The 15,802-nt window shown below is 48.2% G+C and carries 16 protein-coding genes and 1 pseudogene; 10 read left to right on the plus strand and 7 right to left on the minus strand.

Annotated features, from left to right (window positions below; genetic code table 11):
• Position 1 precedes the first annotated feature (1 nt).
• On the plus strand, positions 2-487 hold the full coding sequence (locus PJI16_19410) for a MerC domain-containing protein (GenBank protein ID MDT3779733.1): 486 nt from the start codon (positions 2-4) through the stop codon (positions 485-487).
• Between the two features lie 214 nt (positions 488-701).
• Here PJI16_19410 and PJI16_19415 read toward each other — a convergent pair whose 3' ends face one another.
• On the minus strand, positions 702-1,778 hold the full coding sequence (locus PJI16_19415) for a 3-deoxy-7-phosphoheptulonate synthase (protein MDT3779734.1): 1,077 nt from the start codon (positions 1,776-1,778) through the stop codon (positions 702-704).
• A gap of 1,166 nt (positions 1,779-2,944) precedes the next feature.
• Positions 2,945-3,103, minus strand: a complete 159-nt coding sequence (locus PJI16_19420) for a flagellar biosynthesis anti-sigma factor FlgM (protein ID MDT3779735.1) — start codon at positions 3,101-3,103, stop codon at positions 2,945-2,947.
• 337 nt (positions 3,104-3,440) lie between these two features.
• On the opposite strand from PJI16_19420, the gene PJI16_19425 reads away from it, so the two are divergent.
• Entirely contained in the window at positions 3,441-4,340 is a 900-nt protein-coding gene (locus PJI16_19425; protein ID MDT3779736.1) for a hypothetical protein, read from the plus strand.
• A gap of 43 nt (positions 4,341-4,383) precedes the next feature.
• On the opposite strand, the gene PJI16_19430 is transcribed toward PJI16_19425, so the two are convergent.
• Together PJI16_19430 and PJI16_19435 are read right to left on the minus strand one after the other, a co-directional pair.
• Positions 4,384-4,668, minus strand: coding sequence for a hypothetical protein (locus tag PJI16_19430; protein MDT3779737.1), 285 nt, complete (start codon positions 4,666-4,668; stop codon positions 4,384-4,386).
• A 197-nt stretch (positions 4,669-4,865) separates the two neighbouring features.
• The gene (locus PJI16_19435) at positions 4,866-5,306 is read right to left on the minus strand and encodes a tetratricopeptide repeat protein (protein MDT3779738.1); all 441 of its coding nucleotides are present in this window, start codon (positions 5,304-5,306) and stop codon (positions 4,866-4,868) included.
• Between the two features lie 186 nt (positions 5,307-5,492).
• Between PJI16_19435 and PJI16_19440 the strand changes: the two genes are divergently transcribed.
• On the plus strand, positions 5,493-6,584 hold the full coding sequence (locus PJI16_19440) for a hypothetical protein (GenBank protein MDT3779739.1): 1,092 nt from the start codon (positions 5,493-5,495) through the stop codon (positions 6,582-6,584).
• A gap of 22 nt (positions 6,585-6,606) precedes the next feature.
• On the opposite strand, the gene PJI16_19445 is transcribed toward PJI16_19440, so the two are convergent.
• Positions 6,607-7,134, minus strand: coding sequence for a hypothetical protein (locus PJI16_19445; protein ID MDT3779740.1), 528 nt, complete (start codon positions 7,132-7,134; stop codon positions 6,607-6,609).
• A 113-nt stretch (positions 7,135-7,247) separates the two neighbouring features.
• On the opposite strand from PJI16_19445, the pseudogene PJI16_19450 reads away from it, so the two are divergent.
• Positions 7,248-7,451, plus strand: a pseudogene (locus PJI16_19450) (DnaJ domain-containing protein).
• 611 nt (positions 7,452-8,062) lie between these two features.
• Here PJI16_19450 and PJI16_19455 read toward each other — a convergent pair.
• Entirely contained in the window at positions 8,063-8,320 is a 258-nt protein-coding gene (locus tag PJI16_19455) for a hypothetical protein (protein ID MDT3779741.1), read from the minus strand.
• Between the two features lie 434 nt (positions 8,321-8,754).
• Between PJI16_19455 and PJI16_19460 the strand changes: the two genes are divergently transcribed.
• Positions 8,755-9,519 carry an FAD-binding oxidoreductase gene (locus PJI16_19460; protein MDT3779742.1) on the plus strand — a complete coding sequence of 255 codons (765 nt, stop codon included), beginning with the start codon at positions 8,755-8,757 and terminating at the stop codon, positions 9,517-9,519.
• A 450-nt stretch (positions 9,520-9,969) separates the two neighbouring features.
• Here the strand turns inward: PJI16_19460 and PJI16_19465 are convergent, their stop codons facing one another.
• Positions 9,970-11,328, minus strand: coding sequence for a DUF481 domain-containing protein (locus PJI16_19465; GenBank protein MDT3779743.1), 1,359 nt, complete (start codon positions 11,326-11,328; stop codon positions 9,970-9,972).
• Between the two features lie 851 nt (positions 11,329-12,179).
• On the opposite strand from PJI16_19465, the gene PJI16_19470 reads away from it, so the two are divergent.
• The 5 genes from PJI16_19470 (at position 12,180) to PJI16_19490 (ending at position 15,796) form a co-directional block, all read left to right on the plus strand.
• The gene (locus PJI16_19470; protein MDT3779744.1) at positions 12,180-12,422 is read left to right on the plus strand and encodes a type II toxin-antitoxin system Phd/YefM family antitoxin; all 243 of its coding nucleotides are present in this window, start codon (positions 12,180-12,182) and stop codon (positions 12,420-12,422) included.
• Positions 12,416-12,682: a Txe/YoeB family addiction module toxin gene (locus tag PJI16_19475; protein MDT3779745.1), complete on the plus strand. Its 267-nt coding sequence runs from the start codon at positions 12,416-12,418 to the stop codon at positions 12,680-12,682. The genes PJI16_19470 and PJI16_19475 overlap by 7 nt, the downstream gene beginning before the upstream one ends.
• An 821-nt stretch (positions 12,683-13,503) precedes the next feature.
• Positions 13,504-13,797 carry a hypothetical protein gene (locus PJI16_19480; GenBank protein MDT3779746.1) on the plus strand — a complete coding sequence of 98 codons (294 nt, stop codon included), beginning with the start codon at positions 13,504-13,506 and terminating at the stop codon, positions 13,795-13,797.
• Positions 13,798-13,842: 45 nt separating this feature from the next.
• A complete protein-coding gene (locus tag PJI16_19485) occupies positions 13,843-14,592 on the plus strand; it encodes a hypothetical protein (GenBank protein ID MDT3779747.1) in 750 nt (249 codons plus the stop codon).
• 742 nt (positions 14,593-15,334) lie between these two features.
• Positions 15,335-15,796 (plus strand): ATP-binding protein, encoded by a 462-nt coding sequence (locus PJI16_19490; protein MDT3779748.1) that lies wholly within the window; start codon positions 15,335-15,337, stop codon positions 15,794-15,796.
• Positions 15,797-15,802 lie beyond the last annotated feature (6 nt).

Here is a 15,802-nt window from a genome sequence, read left to right on the forward strand (position 1 = left end):
TATGATCAACACTCTTGGACCGAGACTTTCAAAAGCTGGCTCTATCGCCTCTCTGGTGTGTGCCGTGCATTGTGCGTTAACGCCTCTGGCATTGATTGCCCTTCCCGTCATTGCCGCACATTCGTGGGATGGTCTTGATGGAATTTTAGGAGCCTTTTGGGCGGATACCACCGAATGGATGTTTTTAGGGGTGATAGCCTTATTGGCAGGTTTTGGATTGTTGGCGACCTATCCTAGGCACCGAGATAGCCGTCCTGCTCTTCTGACTGCTGGCGGACTCGTGGTGTTAATGGCTGCCCATCTCTTTTTTGAATCAGGCGGGGGTGTGGAGATAGTTCTTGATGTGATTGGAGCATCCATGATCGCACTGGCCGGGTTTTGGAATCGACGTTTATGCCACCATTTGGGTTGCCATACTCATGAGCATACGCATGAAGCTGGCAGTCCTAAAATTCAACCTCTTCCCGATTTATCCTCAAATTCTTAAGCTTTCATATCTCAAGTTCGGTTCCTGCCGGCGCCATTAAAGGCATTTTTATCTTGAAATTCTCGTGAGGCGCGTTGCGACCTTTTTATGCAAAGCTTTGCCATAAATAAGGGACAGCAGAAATGGCACTCTTATCATTTGAGGACAGGTGTCAGACCATGCCAGGAGGAATCATGAGAGGGTCTTTGATATTCGTTAAAGAGTATCAAATAAGTTAAGAAGTCAAAATCTTACTTTTAGCCGACTTATCCATTGTTTCAGCCAAATCATCAAGAAGCTGTTCGGTTTCTTCCCACCCGATACAGGCATCTGTAATTGATATTCCCCACTCCAGGGGTTTCCCCGCTTCCCATTTTTGATTGCCCGGCTTCAGATTACTTTCAATTAATAGGCCAAGGATAGCGTTTTGCCCATTGGTGAATTGCTCGACCACGGATCGAGCCACCGGAACCTGACGCGTATGATCTTTTTCTGAATTGCCATGAGAGCAGTCAACCATGATCGGGCGACGAATGCCTTCTTTCGTTAGACAACGCACCGCCTCGGAAATATCTTCCGGGTTATAGTTGACTCGGCCACCGCCACCACGAAGAACTAGGTGTCGGTCTGGATTGCCATTTGTTTTAATAATTGAAGTGAGACCGTCCGCATTTACCCCTATAAAGCTTTGAGGGTGTCGTGCGGCAATCATGGCATTGAGAGCGACTTGGAGCCCACCATCCGTTCCATTTTTCAGGCCAACAGGCATGGAGAGACCACTGGCCATTTCCCGGTGGGTTTGACTTTCGGTGGTTCGTGCTCCAATTGCCGCCCAGCTGATTAAGTCTGAAATATATTGGGGTGTGACAGGATCCAAAAACTCCGTCGCACAGGGCAACCCCAAGTTATTAATCCTGAGTAAAATAGAACGGGCCAGTTCAAATCCTCCTCCAATTTCGCAGGATCCATCTAAATGGGGATCGTTGATAAGGCCCTTCCAACCCACCGTCGTGCGAGGCTTTTCAAAATAGGTTCTAAGGACGATCAGGGCATGTTCCTGAATGCGGTCAGCGACCAGTTTGAGGCGTTCGGCATAAAGGATGGCCGCATCCGGATCATGTATTGAACACGGGCCAATAATAACTAGCAGGCGATGGGAGTCTTGCCCGTGAAGAATATCTCGAATGGCTTGCCGGGACTGAAGAACCATTTGTCCGGTGCTTTCAGGCAAGGGCAGTGAACTTTGCATCTGTTTTGGGGTAGGAAGTGGAGAAATATCGATAATGTTTCGGTTATTAATGGGTTCTGCCATGTGACACGTCCTGGGTAAAAAGAGAGAATATCTGAAACTGCAGAATGAAAGACCGTAAACAAATTATGCCGGAATAAGCGTCATTGTAATAAGAAACCCTATATCCAGGCAACCAGTTAATGGCAGTCTGTCATACTCCTATTGTGAACAGGGTTGGTAGATTTGCTATCAAGGCCGTGCAAAGAGGAAAAGAGTATGAATCATGTAAGAATCCTTGGGATTGGAATGGGAAGTTATTGGGAGCCCCGGGTTCTGTTTGGGGAATGAAAGAGTTCAATTGAGGCTTGATAGCATGTCAGGCAGTGGTGTTTATTAGACTGGCTTGTTGAGAGGTAAACCATCGCATGACATCTCGATTGGCGGGGTCCTGAAGAGAGCTAAATGAAAATTTGGTGCCAATAACTAATTCCGTTGTGGGGTCAACCCACTCAATAGATGCGGAAAATTTTGAAAAGTGGTCGAATCCCGGCAACCGACAACTTATGTGGAGATGTGCTGAAGAGACGAGTGGCCATGCGGAAGGGGAGACACGAAATTGACAGCCCGTTGGAGATAGATTGCAGAGCTGAACAGGCAGTACAGCGAGGATTCTGCCTTTGTCACTGAGAGGCCGGACGGCTCCAGTCATATTGACTGCCAAACGAGGAAATGAGCGAGGATGTTGTCGTGAAACGTTTTGTGGGGCAGCTAATCTAATGATCGGAGGCAATGTGAGTGTTTCTTGAATGACTGTTTCAAATTCATAAATGTCTCCATCGATACATGAACGACCTTTACAAGAGGTCCCACATTTTAGATTGAGGAGTGCCGGATCATTAGGCAGGGCACAGAGGAGGGAGTGATCGGCTCCCAGCCCCAATAAATAGGTTTGGATTAGGAATTTCTCTGGTGTTGAGAAAAAGGTCAACCAAATTGTGTTTGACCCTATTGCCAGGTAGGAATTAGACGTATTCATGAAATCCTTTTCGGTAGCGTGAGGTCATGTTACAAGCCCAAACTCCAGCCCGCAAGATGATATAGGGATAACAAAAAAATACCACCCACAATGTACAGGAACAGGTTGAAAATTTTACAATATTCTCCAAAAGTGCTCATGGGGCGACAGAGTTTTCCACCAGCTCGGGATGGGAATGAGTGAAGCACTAGGCCGTTAAGAGGCGAAAAAATTATGACTTGGTTGCCGGGCGAGTTTCTTGTGGGTGAGGATGAAGTTCCTGAATGAGTGAGTCTGCTAACTTTTCAGCAGCAATAGCATAGGTCTGTGAGTCAATGGCTTGTTGAATCTGTGCAATTCTGGCTTGTCGAACATCCGGAATCTGAGACATGCGCTCGAGGTAAGATAAGACCTCTGGGGGCGGAGTTAAAGATAATAGTCCCTCATCTTTGGCTGGATTTGATGCTATAGCGGATACATTGCTGTTCCCATCAGGAGATGACGAAATTGTGACTTTAGGAGGAAGTGATGGCCTCTCTCCTTGTACTTTTGGGGAGATGGAAGAAACTGGATCCATTATATTGGGTGGTCTCAGGTCGAGAAGAAATTTTAAAGAATATAAATGGAAGAATCAATGACATCGCTAACTCTGCTCTATTGGCGGTGAACTTCTCCCTATGAAATTACTCGTCACTTTTTGAGAGTTCTCATATAGGAATGAGCTGATCATGGAACATGTTGTGGGCGCTCGGATTCAGCAATTACGGACCATTGATCCAGGAGAAATCCGTTTGGTCCGGTTAGCACTGCCTGAGGAGATCGAGATAGCAGGGAAGCTATATGCGATCCGGGATACGATGCGCCCAGGAACAGCGTTTCTCGCCAAGCCCTGGGGAGACCGGACGGGCAAGTATCGAAGACGAATGTATACACGCTCAAACGCCTCCTTTAACGAGCCGCGCATGTTGGAGACCTTCATCAATTATACTCATCGAGAGCAATCGGATACCTCAGGCTGGTGGCAATCAGAAATGGCAACCGACTGGTTTGAGAAGGGAAAGACGGTGGAGGTGCGCCTCCAACTGGACGAGGAAAGGGGCGTCGCGTTGGTTTATGAAAACACCAAGGTTTGTACGCCTGCGAATCTTCGTTTGGAAGATGATGGGATATGGGAAGGGATGCGAATGGTCTGTGTGGCCTTCGGCACGGGAATTACGCCATTTTTATCCTATGCCCGTTATCTAAAAGCCAACAATTTCGGTCGAAAGGGGGCGAGAGTTGGAGCCCACATGACGCTGGTGGCGAGTGTTCGCCATGAGGGTCAGTTAATGCTTCATGAGGAGTTGGCCGATCTTGAACAACAATTTCCCCAACATTTTCGATATCAACCAGTGCTCACTCGATCCTGGCCGACTGCCTGGGCCTATCTGAAAGGACGAATCCTGCGAGTAGCGCAATCCGTGGAGGGGAAGGATCAAATCGATATTGTACCATTCCAAACTATTGTGCCGGATATCACCCAATCGCATCTTCGCGTATGTGGCAGCGTCACGGCCTGCCGACAGCTCACACTGGGCCTTGAACAGGAAGGGCTAATTCCGCTAACGGTGCGCACGGAGTCCTGGTAACAAAATCGTCATGACAAGCCGGAGAATTGGTGGGGATGATTCCCTATTCCCCTGCGGGCCTTGTAATGGAGTCTGGAATCGTGACATTAGGACGGCGTAATAAACGAATCACAGGGCGACCAAGGAAGGTGTAATGTCCACAGATCAGGCAGTGCAAGCTGAGTGTGACAAGAAGTTCCTGCTCCAACTGTTCTAAATGCACTGTTCTCGACCCACATCGAGAACAACGAGGATACTTTTCCGTGGAGGCCTTTTTTGTCAGGGTCTTTTTGGGAGAGTTTTTGGCTGTCCTGCCGATGGGTTGGTCTGGCTGTGCTGACTTTTTCATGAATGAATCCTTGGTCAAGTTATTAGAAGAACTCATCTGGATATAACCAATTCTTGTGCCAAACTTAAACAGGGAAAAGTAGCAGGAAAGTCAAAAAATAGCCTAGAAACAGGATGAAGGAAGCGGACACTGGGTAAAATTTTCCGAAAGAGCAGGGTCAAAAATGCTGACCTGGAGAGCCGTCGTCCGGCTAAATTTCATTGACTGGAAGAGGGAGGCGAGGTTTGAGCGAGGATGGCTTCAGAACGAAGAAGGAGATTCGCCGCTTCCGGTTGTCGGTTAGCTGCTTGCAGCAGTCGTGCATATCGTTGAAGGATGGCAGCCACGTCTGGATGGTTGGGGCCACTCGCGGCTTCTTTTAATTTGAGGGCCCGCTCATATTGAACAGCAGCTTTGTCATATTCTTTCCGATCTTCGTAATAGGTGGCCAGGCTATACAGACTACTTAAGAGCAGGGGGTTCCCCGGTCCTAAGCTTTCAGCATGTTTAACGGTGGCCAATAATTGATTTTCCAGGTCGGGGGTTTGTGACTCCCCGGTTATTGCAGGAAGCGAGGATCTAGAAGGGGGAGAGGGTTTTCTTGACGGGGAGGTACATGCGTTGAGCAGGACCATCAGAAGGATGAAGGTCCACATCATTCCAAAAACACATCGTATATTCCTGTTCATGGAACCCCCCGACCAACGCATTTCAAAAAAAAGACATGAAAAGAAAATCAGAGGTGATTCTATGAACTCTGAGGCTGTTCTCGCAAGTAAACTCCCCGGTTTGTATTTATCAAAATAAACCTTCTCATGGTGGTCTTAAAGGGAGAAGAATAAACAATGACGGTTCTGTGGTGTTCGATCTCGGCCCATGGCTTCGGGCATGCCGCGCAATTAATGCCAATCCTGAATGAATTAGGTGAGGCGGTTGATAACCTGCATGTAATTCTACGCACGAAAGTAGCGGCTGATTTCTTTCAACGGCATCTCCAGGAGATCAGCTGGGAGTTGCAAGATGTCCAACAAGATGTTGGCTGTGTCCAGCGAGGGCCCTTGGACATTGATGTGGCGCGCACATGGGAGGCCTACACCGAATTTCACACAGATTGGAAGTCAAGGGTCGAGAAAGAAGCTAAGGCCATTCGATTGGCCAAGGCGAGTCTGGTGATATCGAACATTTCGCCTCTTGCCATCGCTGGCGCTGCCCACGCGAAGTGCCCGGTGGTGGGGGTTGCCTCGCTATCCTGGGATCGGGTGTTAGAAGCATATGTGCAAGCGGATGTTCCCGGTCATTGTGTGATTCTCGAAACCATCCGTAACAGCTATGCGTTGGCAGACTCTCTCATCCGTCTTTATCCGGGTATTGAGATGCCGGCGTTTTGTTCGATAGTTGATGTGGGACCTTCTGCTCCCGTGAGGAAATCGAATGGTTATGATCTCCGGAAATCCTTGGAGGTGGGAGATCAGGAAGTGATTGTGCTTATTGCCTTTGGGGGTGTACCGCTCAACCATCTTCCGCTAGAGCAGATGGCCGCAATGTCCGGATTTCATTTTCTAGTGAGTGGGCTGCCATCTTCGATTTCTTATGCCCGTGTGCATCGTGTAGAAAATCTTGAGATGCCATTTGGGGAGATCAGTCAACAGGTAGACATCATTATGACCAAGCCGGGATATGGTACCGTGATTGCCGCAGTCCAGGATGAAACGGCCCTCGTCTATGTCCGTCGCAAAATTTTTATTGACGAACAGAGTTTAGTGGACTATACCCATCGACATGGCCGGGGCATGGAGTTATCCCGTGATGACTTTGAATCCGGCAATTGGGAAGCTACGCTTCGAGAGGTGCTTACGGTAGAGTTTCCGTCTGAGCCTCCCCCGTCACCGGGCACGGGTGACGTTGTTCGTCAGCTGAAAAGGTATTTGGCGTACTAAGGGATGCCTGTAGCTGATCTGGTCAAGCATTGTCTGGTACCAGGGAGGGATAGGGGGCGACCGTATGGGCTTCAATCGTATTGATAACGTGTGATCCATTCATTTCTCGATCTTTCCAAAAAACTCCGATCACTTCCACGGAAAGATCCAAGGAAATTGACGGTGGACCTTGCGTCCGATCGTGTTGACCAAAGATGACAATGGATTGTTCACCCTCGGCAAGGCGAAAGACAAAGCGCATGACTAACTCGGAGTCATCAATGTGCAACTCCGGTTGGGTGACTATTCCTCGAACGGCCACGAGTCGTTGATGATAGGAAGCTGGGTTACTGAGCAGCATGGCAATGGAGACCTGTTCGGGTGATGTGGTAAAAGTGGAGGAGGTGAGTGGAGGAGAAAGTGGCCAGAAGAGACTGGGTGTGGATGGTGCAGCGGTTGTGAACTCCTGGGTAGTTTCCCAAGGAATTGCCGGTATATCCGCATAACTCATCCTAACGAACAGGACAACAATCCATACTCCAAAGAACGGGAATTTTAAAAAAATGGTCATAAAAGAAAAATTGTTTTTTAAAAACCCGATGCAGGAGCCAGGGAAATTGAATGTTCCAAACAAACGGTACAAAAGCTCGGGAAAAGAATTTCTTCCTGTAAGGAATCATGTGAATGGCAGTCGTTGATTATTATGCGGTTCTTGGAATCGCGCTTCAAGCCTCGCAGGATGAGATTAAAAAAGCTTATCGCACATTGGCCCTTCAATATCATCCTGATCGCAATCGAGGGAGTCGTCAAGCTGAACAAAAAATTCGTGAAGTCAATGCGGCCTACGAAATCTTAGGAGATTCGGATGCCCGAAAAACGTACGATCGAATGCGACTGGGCTATGCGGAACCGATGGCGCATCGGAGAGATAGAGATCGGGAACCTGAGCCGGAAGAATCCGTTTCTCCTTCAGTGGTCTTGGAACGAATGGAAGGGACTCTCCGGGAAGAATCCCGCAAGCAACTCTTTATGGTGTTGATACGCAATACACAAAAAATCAAAGAAGAATTAGTCATTATTCGGGAACGGGTCATTCGTGCCCAGGGGTATGATACCTTTCTGGAAAAAATTGTCGTGCAGCGAGGCCGGGAAGTGGTAGATGAACTGGTAACCGAGGAGTTTAAGCAGCGTCAAGAGCGCCTTGTGGAGATAGCTGTGGAGATGGTGTGCTCGGCAGTTCCAGGTTCGATTCGAGGCTCAGATCAAATGGATCAGGTTCGACGAAGTTTAGCGCAGGCGTATCAGGAAGGATGGGTTGAAGGGTACGAACAAGCTTGTGAACTGCTATACGAGCGCAGGTAATCAGGCCGGATATATTGAGAAAATCGTCAAGGCATTAAGGAAAGGGGAATGATGGACTCATGAGGCAAGCCTTGTTCAAAGATCGGAGCCAGCAAACGGGATGCCCCATTTGCCGGGCGATCGCAGTTTCAGGAATTTCAGCGATCAAATGGAGATGGGGGCTGCTGAAATGAATTGCTTTTTGAGACCGGATTCCTTGATGTGGCCAATGCCTGAGCCTCACTCGATAAGGTCACCTGGTCCTGAATGGGTGAGGAGACGCCTCGTTCCCGATGGCTTTTTGATTGGCTACTCTCCTCATCAGAATTAAGGGCAGTCACCTGCTTACGTGAATGATCCCCTCCTGATGATGCGGGTTGCAGAAATTGAATAGCGCCTATTTCCGGTAATGTCATGGTCAGGACTCCTTCTCTCTGCCGAATTATTTGGCACACTTCCCTTTCATTACCCTTTGTCGGTAGGTAAACCAAATGCTTGCGAACTGGGCTTGGGCGAGAAAAGCAAAAAGACACGAAATAGAGGACTATCTTCAGAAAACCTGCATGAATCGGATAAAACGCACCCAAGGAAGTATCAGCATCAAATATCCCAAACCGGATAAAAGGCCCGTGTGGCAAAAAGAAACCGGTGAGCAGTGAAACTCCGCCCAGCTGGTTAGGGGAAGTTTCCTCTCTTTCTCCCCTTATTATATTTCCAGATGCATGAGTGCTCTTTGCCTTGCGAAATCAGCCAATGACGGGCAATTGTCATCATTGGTGTTTAGCGCGGCATTTTTCCATAAAATTTTGTATGGGGATTTTGGTTTAGTAATGTGTAATGTAGCTCTCTAGTGAGTGAGCTCAAACTGCAGGGTCCCGAAATAATGCAAGAGTTTAAGGCCCATGTCAGTCGAATCAAGGACCTGACCCCTGATGTCCGGGAGTTGGAACTCAACCTTACCGCTCCGGATTCAATTAAATTCAAGGCCGGGCAGTGGATCTCTCTGAACGTCTGGCATCCGGTTTTGAAACAGCATGTTGCACGTCAGTATTCAATTGCTTCGCCTCCGAGTCAGTCCCATCAGGTCAATCTCCTCTTTAACCGGGTACCCGATGGCCCGGCCTCCAGCTATTTGTTTGGGCTTCATGAAGGGGATCCCGTAACATTTCAAGGGCCCAATGGGTCGTTTTATCTCGAAGAGAAACCCGGACGAGACCTCGTTTTTGTGGCCACCGGCACCGGTATCGCCCCGTTTCGTTCGATGATCTCCACATTCCTAAAACAGCCGGAAGCTGGAATTCTGACGTTATTTTGGGGGTTGCGGAGCGAGCGAGACCTTTACTACCAAGATGAATTGGGAACCCTTGCAGAGCGGTATTCCAATTTCAGATTTATGACCACTCTCTCCCGTCCCCAAAATGTTTGGAAAGGATCGACCGGAAGAGTGACAACATTAGTGGAGAACCACATTGCATCAGTGAGCAATGTGACGTTTTATCTATGCGGAAATGGCGGCATGATACGAGACACGACCGCCATTGTGAGAAAAAAAGGCCTCTGTCCCATTCGCACTGAACAATACTATGACAAAGCCGGGGCCGGAACAGGCGATTGAATCTGGCCCGACTCTACGGATAAAACAGGTTGATGCCAATGATTGTTGAGCCAAACAACAAGAGGAGCTTTTCAGTAAGCTGCCCTGTCATTCCAGAGAGCGAATCCATGTGGTTTATATTGCTGACGGATCCACACCAATAAACACGAGTTTTGTTGAGATTTGGATCGGCCAGCTAACTCCAGAGGTTAAGCCCGTATATTTCGGAAGTTTGTTCTGAAGCAACTCTGGCGGCGTAGTTTGTTAAGCCACTGGGGTACACAACTTGGGCGTGTTCTTTTCTCTCATGAAGTATGTCAAAAAAGGACCCACGAACTCTTGAGTTTTGCCCACATTAGCGGATGTATATCAAGATCAAGGCAGGGATCTTATGGATTTATTTTCCGAGTGCCGGCGGCCTCAGATGTGGTCCGCAGAGGTTGGGAGGAAAGGCGGAAGACTAACCGTAAATTAATTCGAAAACTCATACCCCAGTGCCCAGATGAACGCATCATCCGATTTCTTTTTCCCCGGCTCCGGGTCACTGTTATACCGGTATTCGAACGCCACCTTCAAAAACAAATTTCCATACACTTCTATGCGAGCTCCTTGCTCCGCTGTCAACCGCAGAGCGGTACTTCCCCCTACTCCCAGATCGCGAAATCCTTTTTGGCGGTGATACACTCGTAATCGATCTGAAATCAGATCATAAGTCCAATCCACTCCCCACGCAGCGGTAGCGGTTTTGGTCGTCCCGGTCTCTTGAAATTTTTCGTAAACAAATGCCGGACCAATGGACCCACTTAAGCTATGGCTTGGGGTATCGAAAAATTGATACCCGAGACCCAGGCCGGTCGTACTCCGGAGATCCAATCCCTGAAACTTATCATATTCGAGGAATTCGTAACTGTTGGCAAACAACCTTTTGGTGAAAAAATAATCATAACCTAGTGTGCCTCTGGCATTCTTGGCTGTGTTATCTCCATCCGCCTGGGCAAAGGCATACTTGCCGCTCAAGAGGCCACGGTGTCGTTCTGTCCACACCGTATTGTCGGTTGAGGCGTTCACAGCCGTGGTGTCCGTATTCCCCTTCGTGCGGTTACCTCCCAGGTCGAAGTTTCCTTTATAGCGAAGTTCTGGAATATTGATGGTCTTCACACGCGCCGGCGATAAACCTCCACTTCCGCCTAACGCGTTCATAGTCGTACGGGAGGTTTTGAGAAAACCATCTCCATCGGAATCTTTCTCCTCTTCAAAAACTTGAACAGAAAACGGTGTTCGGGATTGGAGTTGTTCTACCTCATCCCACTGAACCAATATATCCCCCGCATAAGCAGTTTTGAGAGTAAGAGCTTTGTCTTCCATCGAGTCAATGGTTCCGACCAGATGTATGCCATTTTTGAGAGTGATCTCATCTAACTCTTCACTCTCTTCACCCGCCATGGCTTCCTCTTTTGAGCTTTTGATAGCCTTTACGGAATTAAGGGTGATCATCAGGGGATCCGAGTCCTGGTCTCTCAACACCTGGATTGTCCCGGACTCAGCCAATTGGAGTCGGCCTTCATAAATCTCGCCGGTATCCAGAACCACCCTGACCGGCTCTTCAGTCGTCAACCCTGTCACCTCTTTCCAACGAAGCGGAATAGGATTGTGCATACTCGCCGACGCTCTCACCCGGAGGACACCATTCGTCATGCCAAATATCTTGCCTTGGAGAATGGTGCCATCTTTGAGAGAAATCTGTCCTGAGACTGCTGCATAAAGAGGACCGCCCGCACTTATTAGCGTAATACTAAAAAGTACGATGAAGAGTTTCAATCTCAATGTCATGATTCTCCTTGGTAGAGAAAATAACCTTGTGCGTGATCAATCGGATGCTTCATCACAAATCACGGACAATCAATAATCACATCCTATTAAATGTGACTTCGGACTATGTTACGAAACACTGTGTAGAAATTGGGCCTGCAACTGAAAAAATTGGCATGAGCGGACGTTGAGATGGAGCCCACTAACAGTGCACAGTACCCGAAAAGTTTTGGGATTATAGCCACAGATTCACCATAAAGCTACCCTAAAATGGTGCCAGACCAGGTATATTGTATAGCGTGATAAAGAGATATTTCACTTCTATTCAAATGCAAAAAGGGGAAAATCTCTACTGACGACAGGTAGGGAAAACAGAAGGGGATATCGCCTGATGTATTGTGGAGAAATATAAGGGAAGCGTTTCCTTGTGGAGAGAATCTTTTCCTCTTCAGGATGAAGCTTAGGCGGGTTGTACCGGCGTGGTGTTTTTTTCTGAAGGATCCCTCCCTTCTTCAATCATTTTAAAATACCGCTAAAAAATCTTGATATTTTGCTGTCCCTTTTTAAAAAATCCCCCTCATTAAAATCCGCTCCAGTGGATGCCCTGAAATTCCTGATTGAATAAGACTGTCCAGACACGGAATCAATAATTTGTCAGACAAGAACAAAACTGTTAGCGCTTTTTTTTGAAAAGGTGGAGCCAAAGGGAATCAAGTCGGCATAGCGCAAGACTGGAATGGTTACAGCTGTGAATGGCCAAATGGTGCTCCGCCCCCCACTCAGCTGCGGACTCTGTTGACCAATATATGAACTTGACGCATCTGGCAAAATGTCGTACGTTAAATCGTACGCAAATTAATGGAGAAATCACGATGACAAGCATCACTGCCACGGAAGCCCGAAAGCAACTTTACGCGTTGCTTGACGATATAGCGGATTCCCATGAACCGATTCAAATTGCCGGTAAACGCAATTCCGCGGTCCTCGTATCGGAAGAGGATTGGCGTGCCATTCAGGAAACGCTGTATCTCACGTCGGTCCCTGGCATGCGCGAATCGATTGCCAAGGGATTAAAAACCCCGGTTGCGAAGTGCAAACCGGACCTTGATTGGTGAGTTGGACGCTTGTTTATACTAATCAGGCCCGGCGCGATGCGAAAAAGGTCTCGCGGGCGGGTCTTAAACCCCAAGCAGAAAGGCTCCTTGGGATTTTGTCCAAAGATCCCTACCAAACCCCACCGCGCTATGAGAAGCTTCTCGGTGACCTTGCGGGAGCATGCTCCCGAAGAATTAATATTCAACATCGTCTCGTCTACCAAGTTCTCGACGACATCAAAACCGTCAAAATCATCAGAATGTGGACACACTATGACTAAGACAGGGGAATTTCCGCTTGTAGCGGAACGTCGCCTAGGCGCCCCTTCTGAACCGCGTCCGCGTTTGGGACCTCTTCCCAGCCGACGATTCTGATGCATCCACCCGAATCGACACGGGTCACATGATCCTCAATACATTCAAAAAAGATGACGTGATACGGTCAGCCCGACAAGGGGTTTATAGTGATTCCAAGTTATTTCCCAAGGATTCCCCTCTTGGAATCAAGCCAATATAGGTCACCTTGTCTTTGGAATTCCCTGTCGTTTCTCTTTCTCCCATTGTCCGACGCCTGCCGTTCGGCTCTATGGGAGGATGCTCTTTTTCTTGGCGGGCCTTGTCTGAGTCTGGTGAGTTGGCCCGCCCTCTTCCCTGCATCCACCCAATCCACTGAGGCCGAACGGGGCGTCAATGATTTTGGGTCCTTTTGCCGAAACAAAAGGACCTCGGCTGCCGGGCCGAAACCCGGTAACACAGAACATCACGTTGACACGAGAGCTGGGTAGGCACCTGCGATGCTTTCACCTACCAGCGCTTTTTACTGGCAAACCCCAAGAAAGATTTCTGACGCACATCGTAAAGCTGTAAGGCCAGAACCATACATTCTAAATAATCCCTCCCTTCCTCAGAACCATTTGTACCAATACCCATCAAGTGTTTCTTGACATTTTTCCTTCCTTGTTAAAGAATCCCCTACATTGAGATCGTCAGGTTTTAAGCATCAATAACAATTTCTCGCAAAGTCATAGAGCAACTGGAAGTCTGCGCACCTGGCCGCTACGTTATTGTCGCGCTGCAAAAGCTTCTAACCAAGGATGTATACTTGCTCAAGGTCGATGCCAATGAACGCTCTATCTTCTACCGTTTTGGCATGTATTTGCAGCAAGAGCTAATCGACTATTCCGTTGACTGTGAGTACAACAGAGAAGGAATTAAGCCAAAGGGCATCGGCCATCTTGATCTGCGTCCGGACGCAGAGGACACAGAGGGTAAGACTGTGTTCCCTGACATTGTGGCTCACGTTCGTGGGCAGAAACAGAACTATCTGGTTATTGAGATCAAGAAAAGCACCAACAAGGTCAGTCGTACCGTCGATTTCCAGAAGCTTCGCGGGTAGGCTAAATTCAGGAGTTAGGCATTTTAATATAGAAGGGGAGGCAACATGCAGATTTATCGAATGCGTTTGCCACGAGCTGCCCTACAACAGCTGCCCGAAGCTGAGCGCGCGTTCTTTCTGTTGGCTGGACATATGCAGAACGAGCTCAATTCGCTACATAAGGTGTTTGCGTGGTGTTTGCAAAACCAAGCGAAAACTCCAATCGAAAGCTTAGTCAACGGGGTGCAGGCGCAACTCTATGCCCGTCTACTTGCCGGCAAGCTACTCGAAGCGTGGAATGCACTGAATACGTCGTTTTTTGGTACAAAAATTTCGCAACGGATCGAGGCGTCTTTGCATCCATCTGCTCAGGAAGCACTTGTAAGCCTGAAGGCTTACTTCCGCAAGTCAAACCTGATCCACCGCGTCCGCAATTCCTTCGCCTTTCATTATGCAGCTGAGGAGTTTGAGCACCATTGGTTGGAGGTTTCTGACGATCCGAATTTCGAGGTGGTTCTAGGTGGCACCGTTGGGAACAATATGACTTTGGCCTCTGAACTTGTCGTGAACACAGCAGTACTCAACTCCGCCAATCAAGGTGATCAATCAGCGGCGCTGCAAAAATTCCTTGAAGAAGTGCAGTTAACAGCTAACCATTTTACCAATTTTCTTGAAGGCGTGACCCTTGTATTCCTTACGTCCGTATACCCCTCCCCAATACGAGCACAAGGGAGCATTGAAGTCATTGATCCCCCGTTCCAGTTTGAGGGTATCGCCATTCCACATTTCTACGACCATGGCCTTTCGGACGATTAACCTGCGCATCAACATGGACATGTAAACAAGTGCGCTTCGTATTTCTGCGCCGCTGACTCTCCTCTTTCTGCTTTACCAAGCCGAAACAAAAAGGATCACCTATCCCCCAACACATTCAAAAAGATGACGTGATACGGTCAGCCAGACAAGGGGTTTATAGTGATTCCACTTTGTTTCCCGAGCATTCCCGTCTTGGAGTCAAGCCAATATAGGATATCTAGTAATATGGATTTTTCTGTAGTCTCCATTTTTTCTATTGTTCGAAGCCTGCCGTTCGGCTCCATGGGAGGATGCTCTTTTTCTTGGCGGGCCTTGTCTGAGCTTGGCGAGTTGGCCCGCCTTTTTCCCTGCATCCGCCCAATCTTATGAGGCCGAACGGGGCGTCGCTGGTTTGGGTCCTTTTGCCGAAACAAAAAACCTGTCCTGAGCCCTGCCGAAGGAGACCTCGGCTGCCTGGCCGAAACCCGGCACTTAAACGTTATTAGCATTCCGGAAAGGAAATGAGCGAGAATGGCCATTCAACGCCATTTTTCTTATTTTTTACAGAAATAGTTTGGCGTTGAGAGAGCATTCTCTTTTTCTTGCTCTGAAGCGTCATTGAAGGGGAGCTATGGCCAATCCGTGTCCACCATCGAAACCCAAAACACTTGTTCCTGCTGGAACCGGCTCAGATCTAAAATTTGCAAAGGCGCAGATTGGCCTCTTAAGACAAATGGCTCGGGATTTCAGGAGCAGGTTTAAGGTGGCTCTCTTTCGCAATAAAAAAGATGAGACCGTTCAAGGAACTCTGGCCCTTTTTTCGGGTCCAAGTGGCACTGGAAAAAAGATAGCAGCGGAAATCGTGGCCAAAGAGTTAAGACTTCCGATCTATCCCGTGAATCTCAACAAGGTCGTGAAAAAATATATCGGGGAGACGGAAAAGAATCTGGCGCGCGCGCTGAAGACTGCTGAAAACAAAAAGGCGGTCTTGCTGTTTGACGAAGCTGATGCCTTGTTTGGGAAACGGAGTGAGGTGAGAGATACCGCTGAGGGGTATGCGAATATCGAAGTCAGTTATTTTTTGAAAAAGTTGAAGGCCTATCCCGGACTGGTCATTTTGGTTTCCAACCAGAAGGCCGGCCTTGACCCTCAAACGGGATGTGGCTTGAAATATCATTTCAAGTTTTCCGCTCTGCGTTCCACATCTCCCTCAAAGAGAAGATGAACCGGA

The organism is Nitrospira sp. MA-1, from assembly GCA_032139905.1.
Classification (GTDB): Bacteria; Nitrospirota; Nitrospiria; order Nitrospirales; family UBA8639; genus Nitrospira_E.

Coding starts and splice junctions, on each gene's coding strand:
- PJI16_19410 (MDT3779733.1), top strand. CDS start 2: ATGATCAACACTCTTGGACCGAGACTTTCAAAAGCTGGCTCTATCGCC.
- PJI16_19415 (MDT3779734.1), bottom strand. CDS start 1,778: ATGGCAGAACCCATTAATAACCGAAACATTATCGATATTTCTCCACTT.
- PJI16_19420 (MDT3779735.1), bottom strand. CDS start 3,103: ATGTCTCAGATTCCGGATGTTCGACAAGCCAGAATTGCACAGATTCAA.
- PJI16_19425 (MDT3779736.1), top strand. CDS start 3,441: ATGGAACATGTTGTGGGCGCTCGGATTCAGCAATTACGGACCATTGAT.
- PJI16_19430 (MDT3779737.1), bottom strand. CDS start 4,668: ATGAAAAAGTCAGCACAGCCAGACCAACCCATCGGCAGGACAGCCAAA.
- PJI16_19435 (MDT3779738.1), bottom strand. CDS start 5,306: ATGATGTGGACCTTCATCCTTCTGATGGTCCTGCTCAACGCATGTACC.
- PJI16_19440 (MDT3779739.1), top strand. CDS start 5,493: ATGACGGTTCTGTGGTGTTCGATCTCGGCCCATGGCTTCGGGCATGCC.
- PJI16_19445 (MDT3779740.1), bottom strand. CDS start 7,134: ATGACCATTTTTTTAAAATTCCCGTTCTTTGGAGTATGGATTGTTGTC.
- PJI16_19455 (MDT3779741.1), bottom strand. CDS start 8,320: ATGACATTACCGGAAATAGGCGCTATTCAATTTCTGCAACCCGCATCA.
- PJI16_19465 (MDT3779743.1), bottom strand. CDS start 11,328: ATGACATTGAGATTGAAACTCTTCATCGTACTTTTTAGTATTACGCTA.
- PJI16_19470 (MDT3779744.1), top strand. CDS start 12,180: ATGACAAGCATCACTGCCACGGAAGCCCGAAAGCAACTTTACGCGTTG.
- PJI16_19485 (MDT3779747.1), top strand. CDS start 13,843: ATGCAGATTTATCGAATGCGTTTGCCACGAGCTGCCCTACAACAGCTG.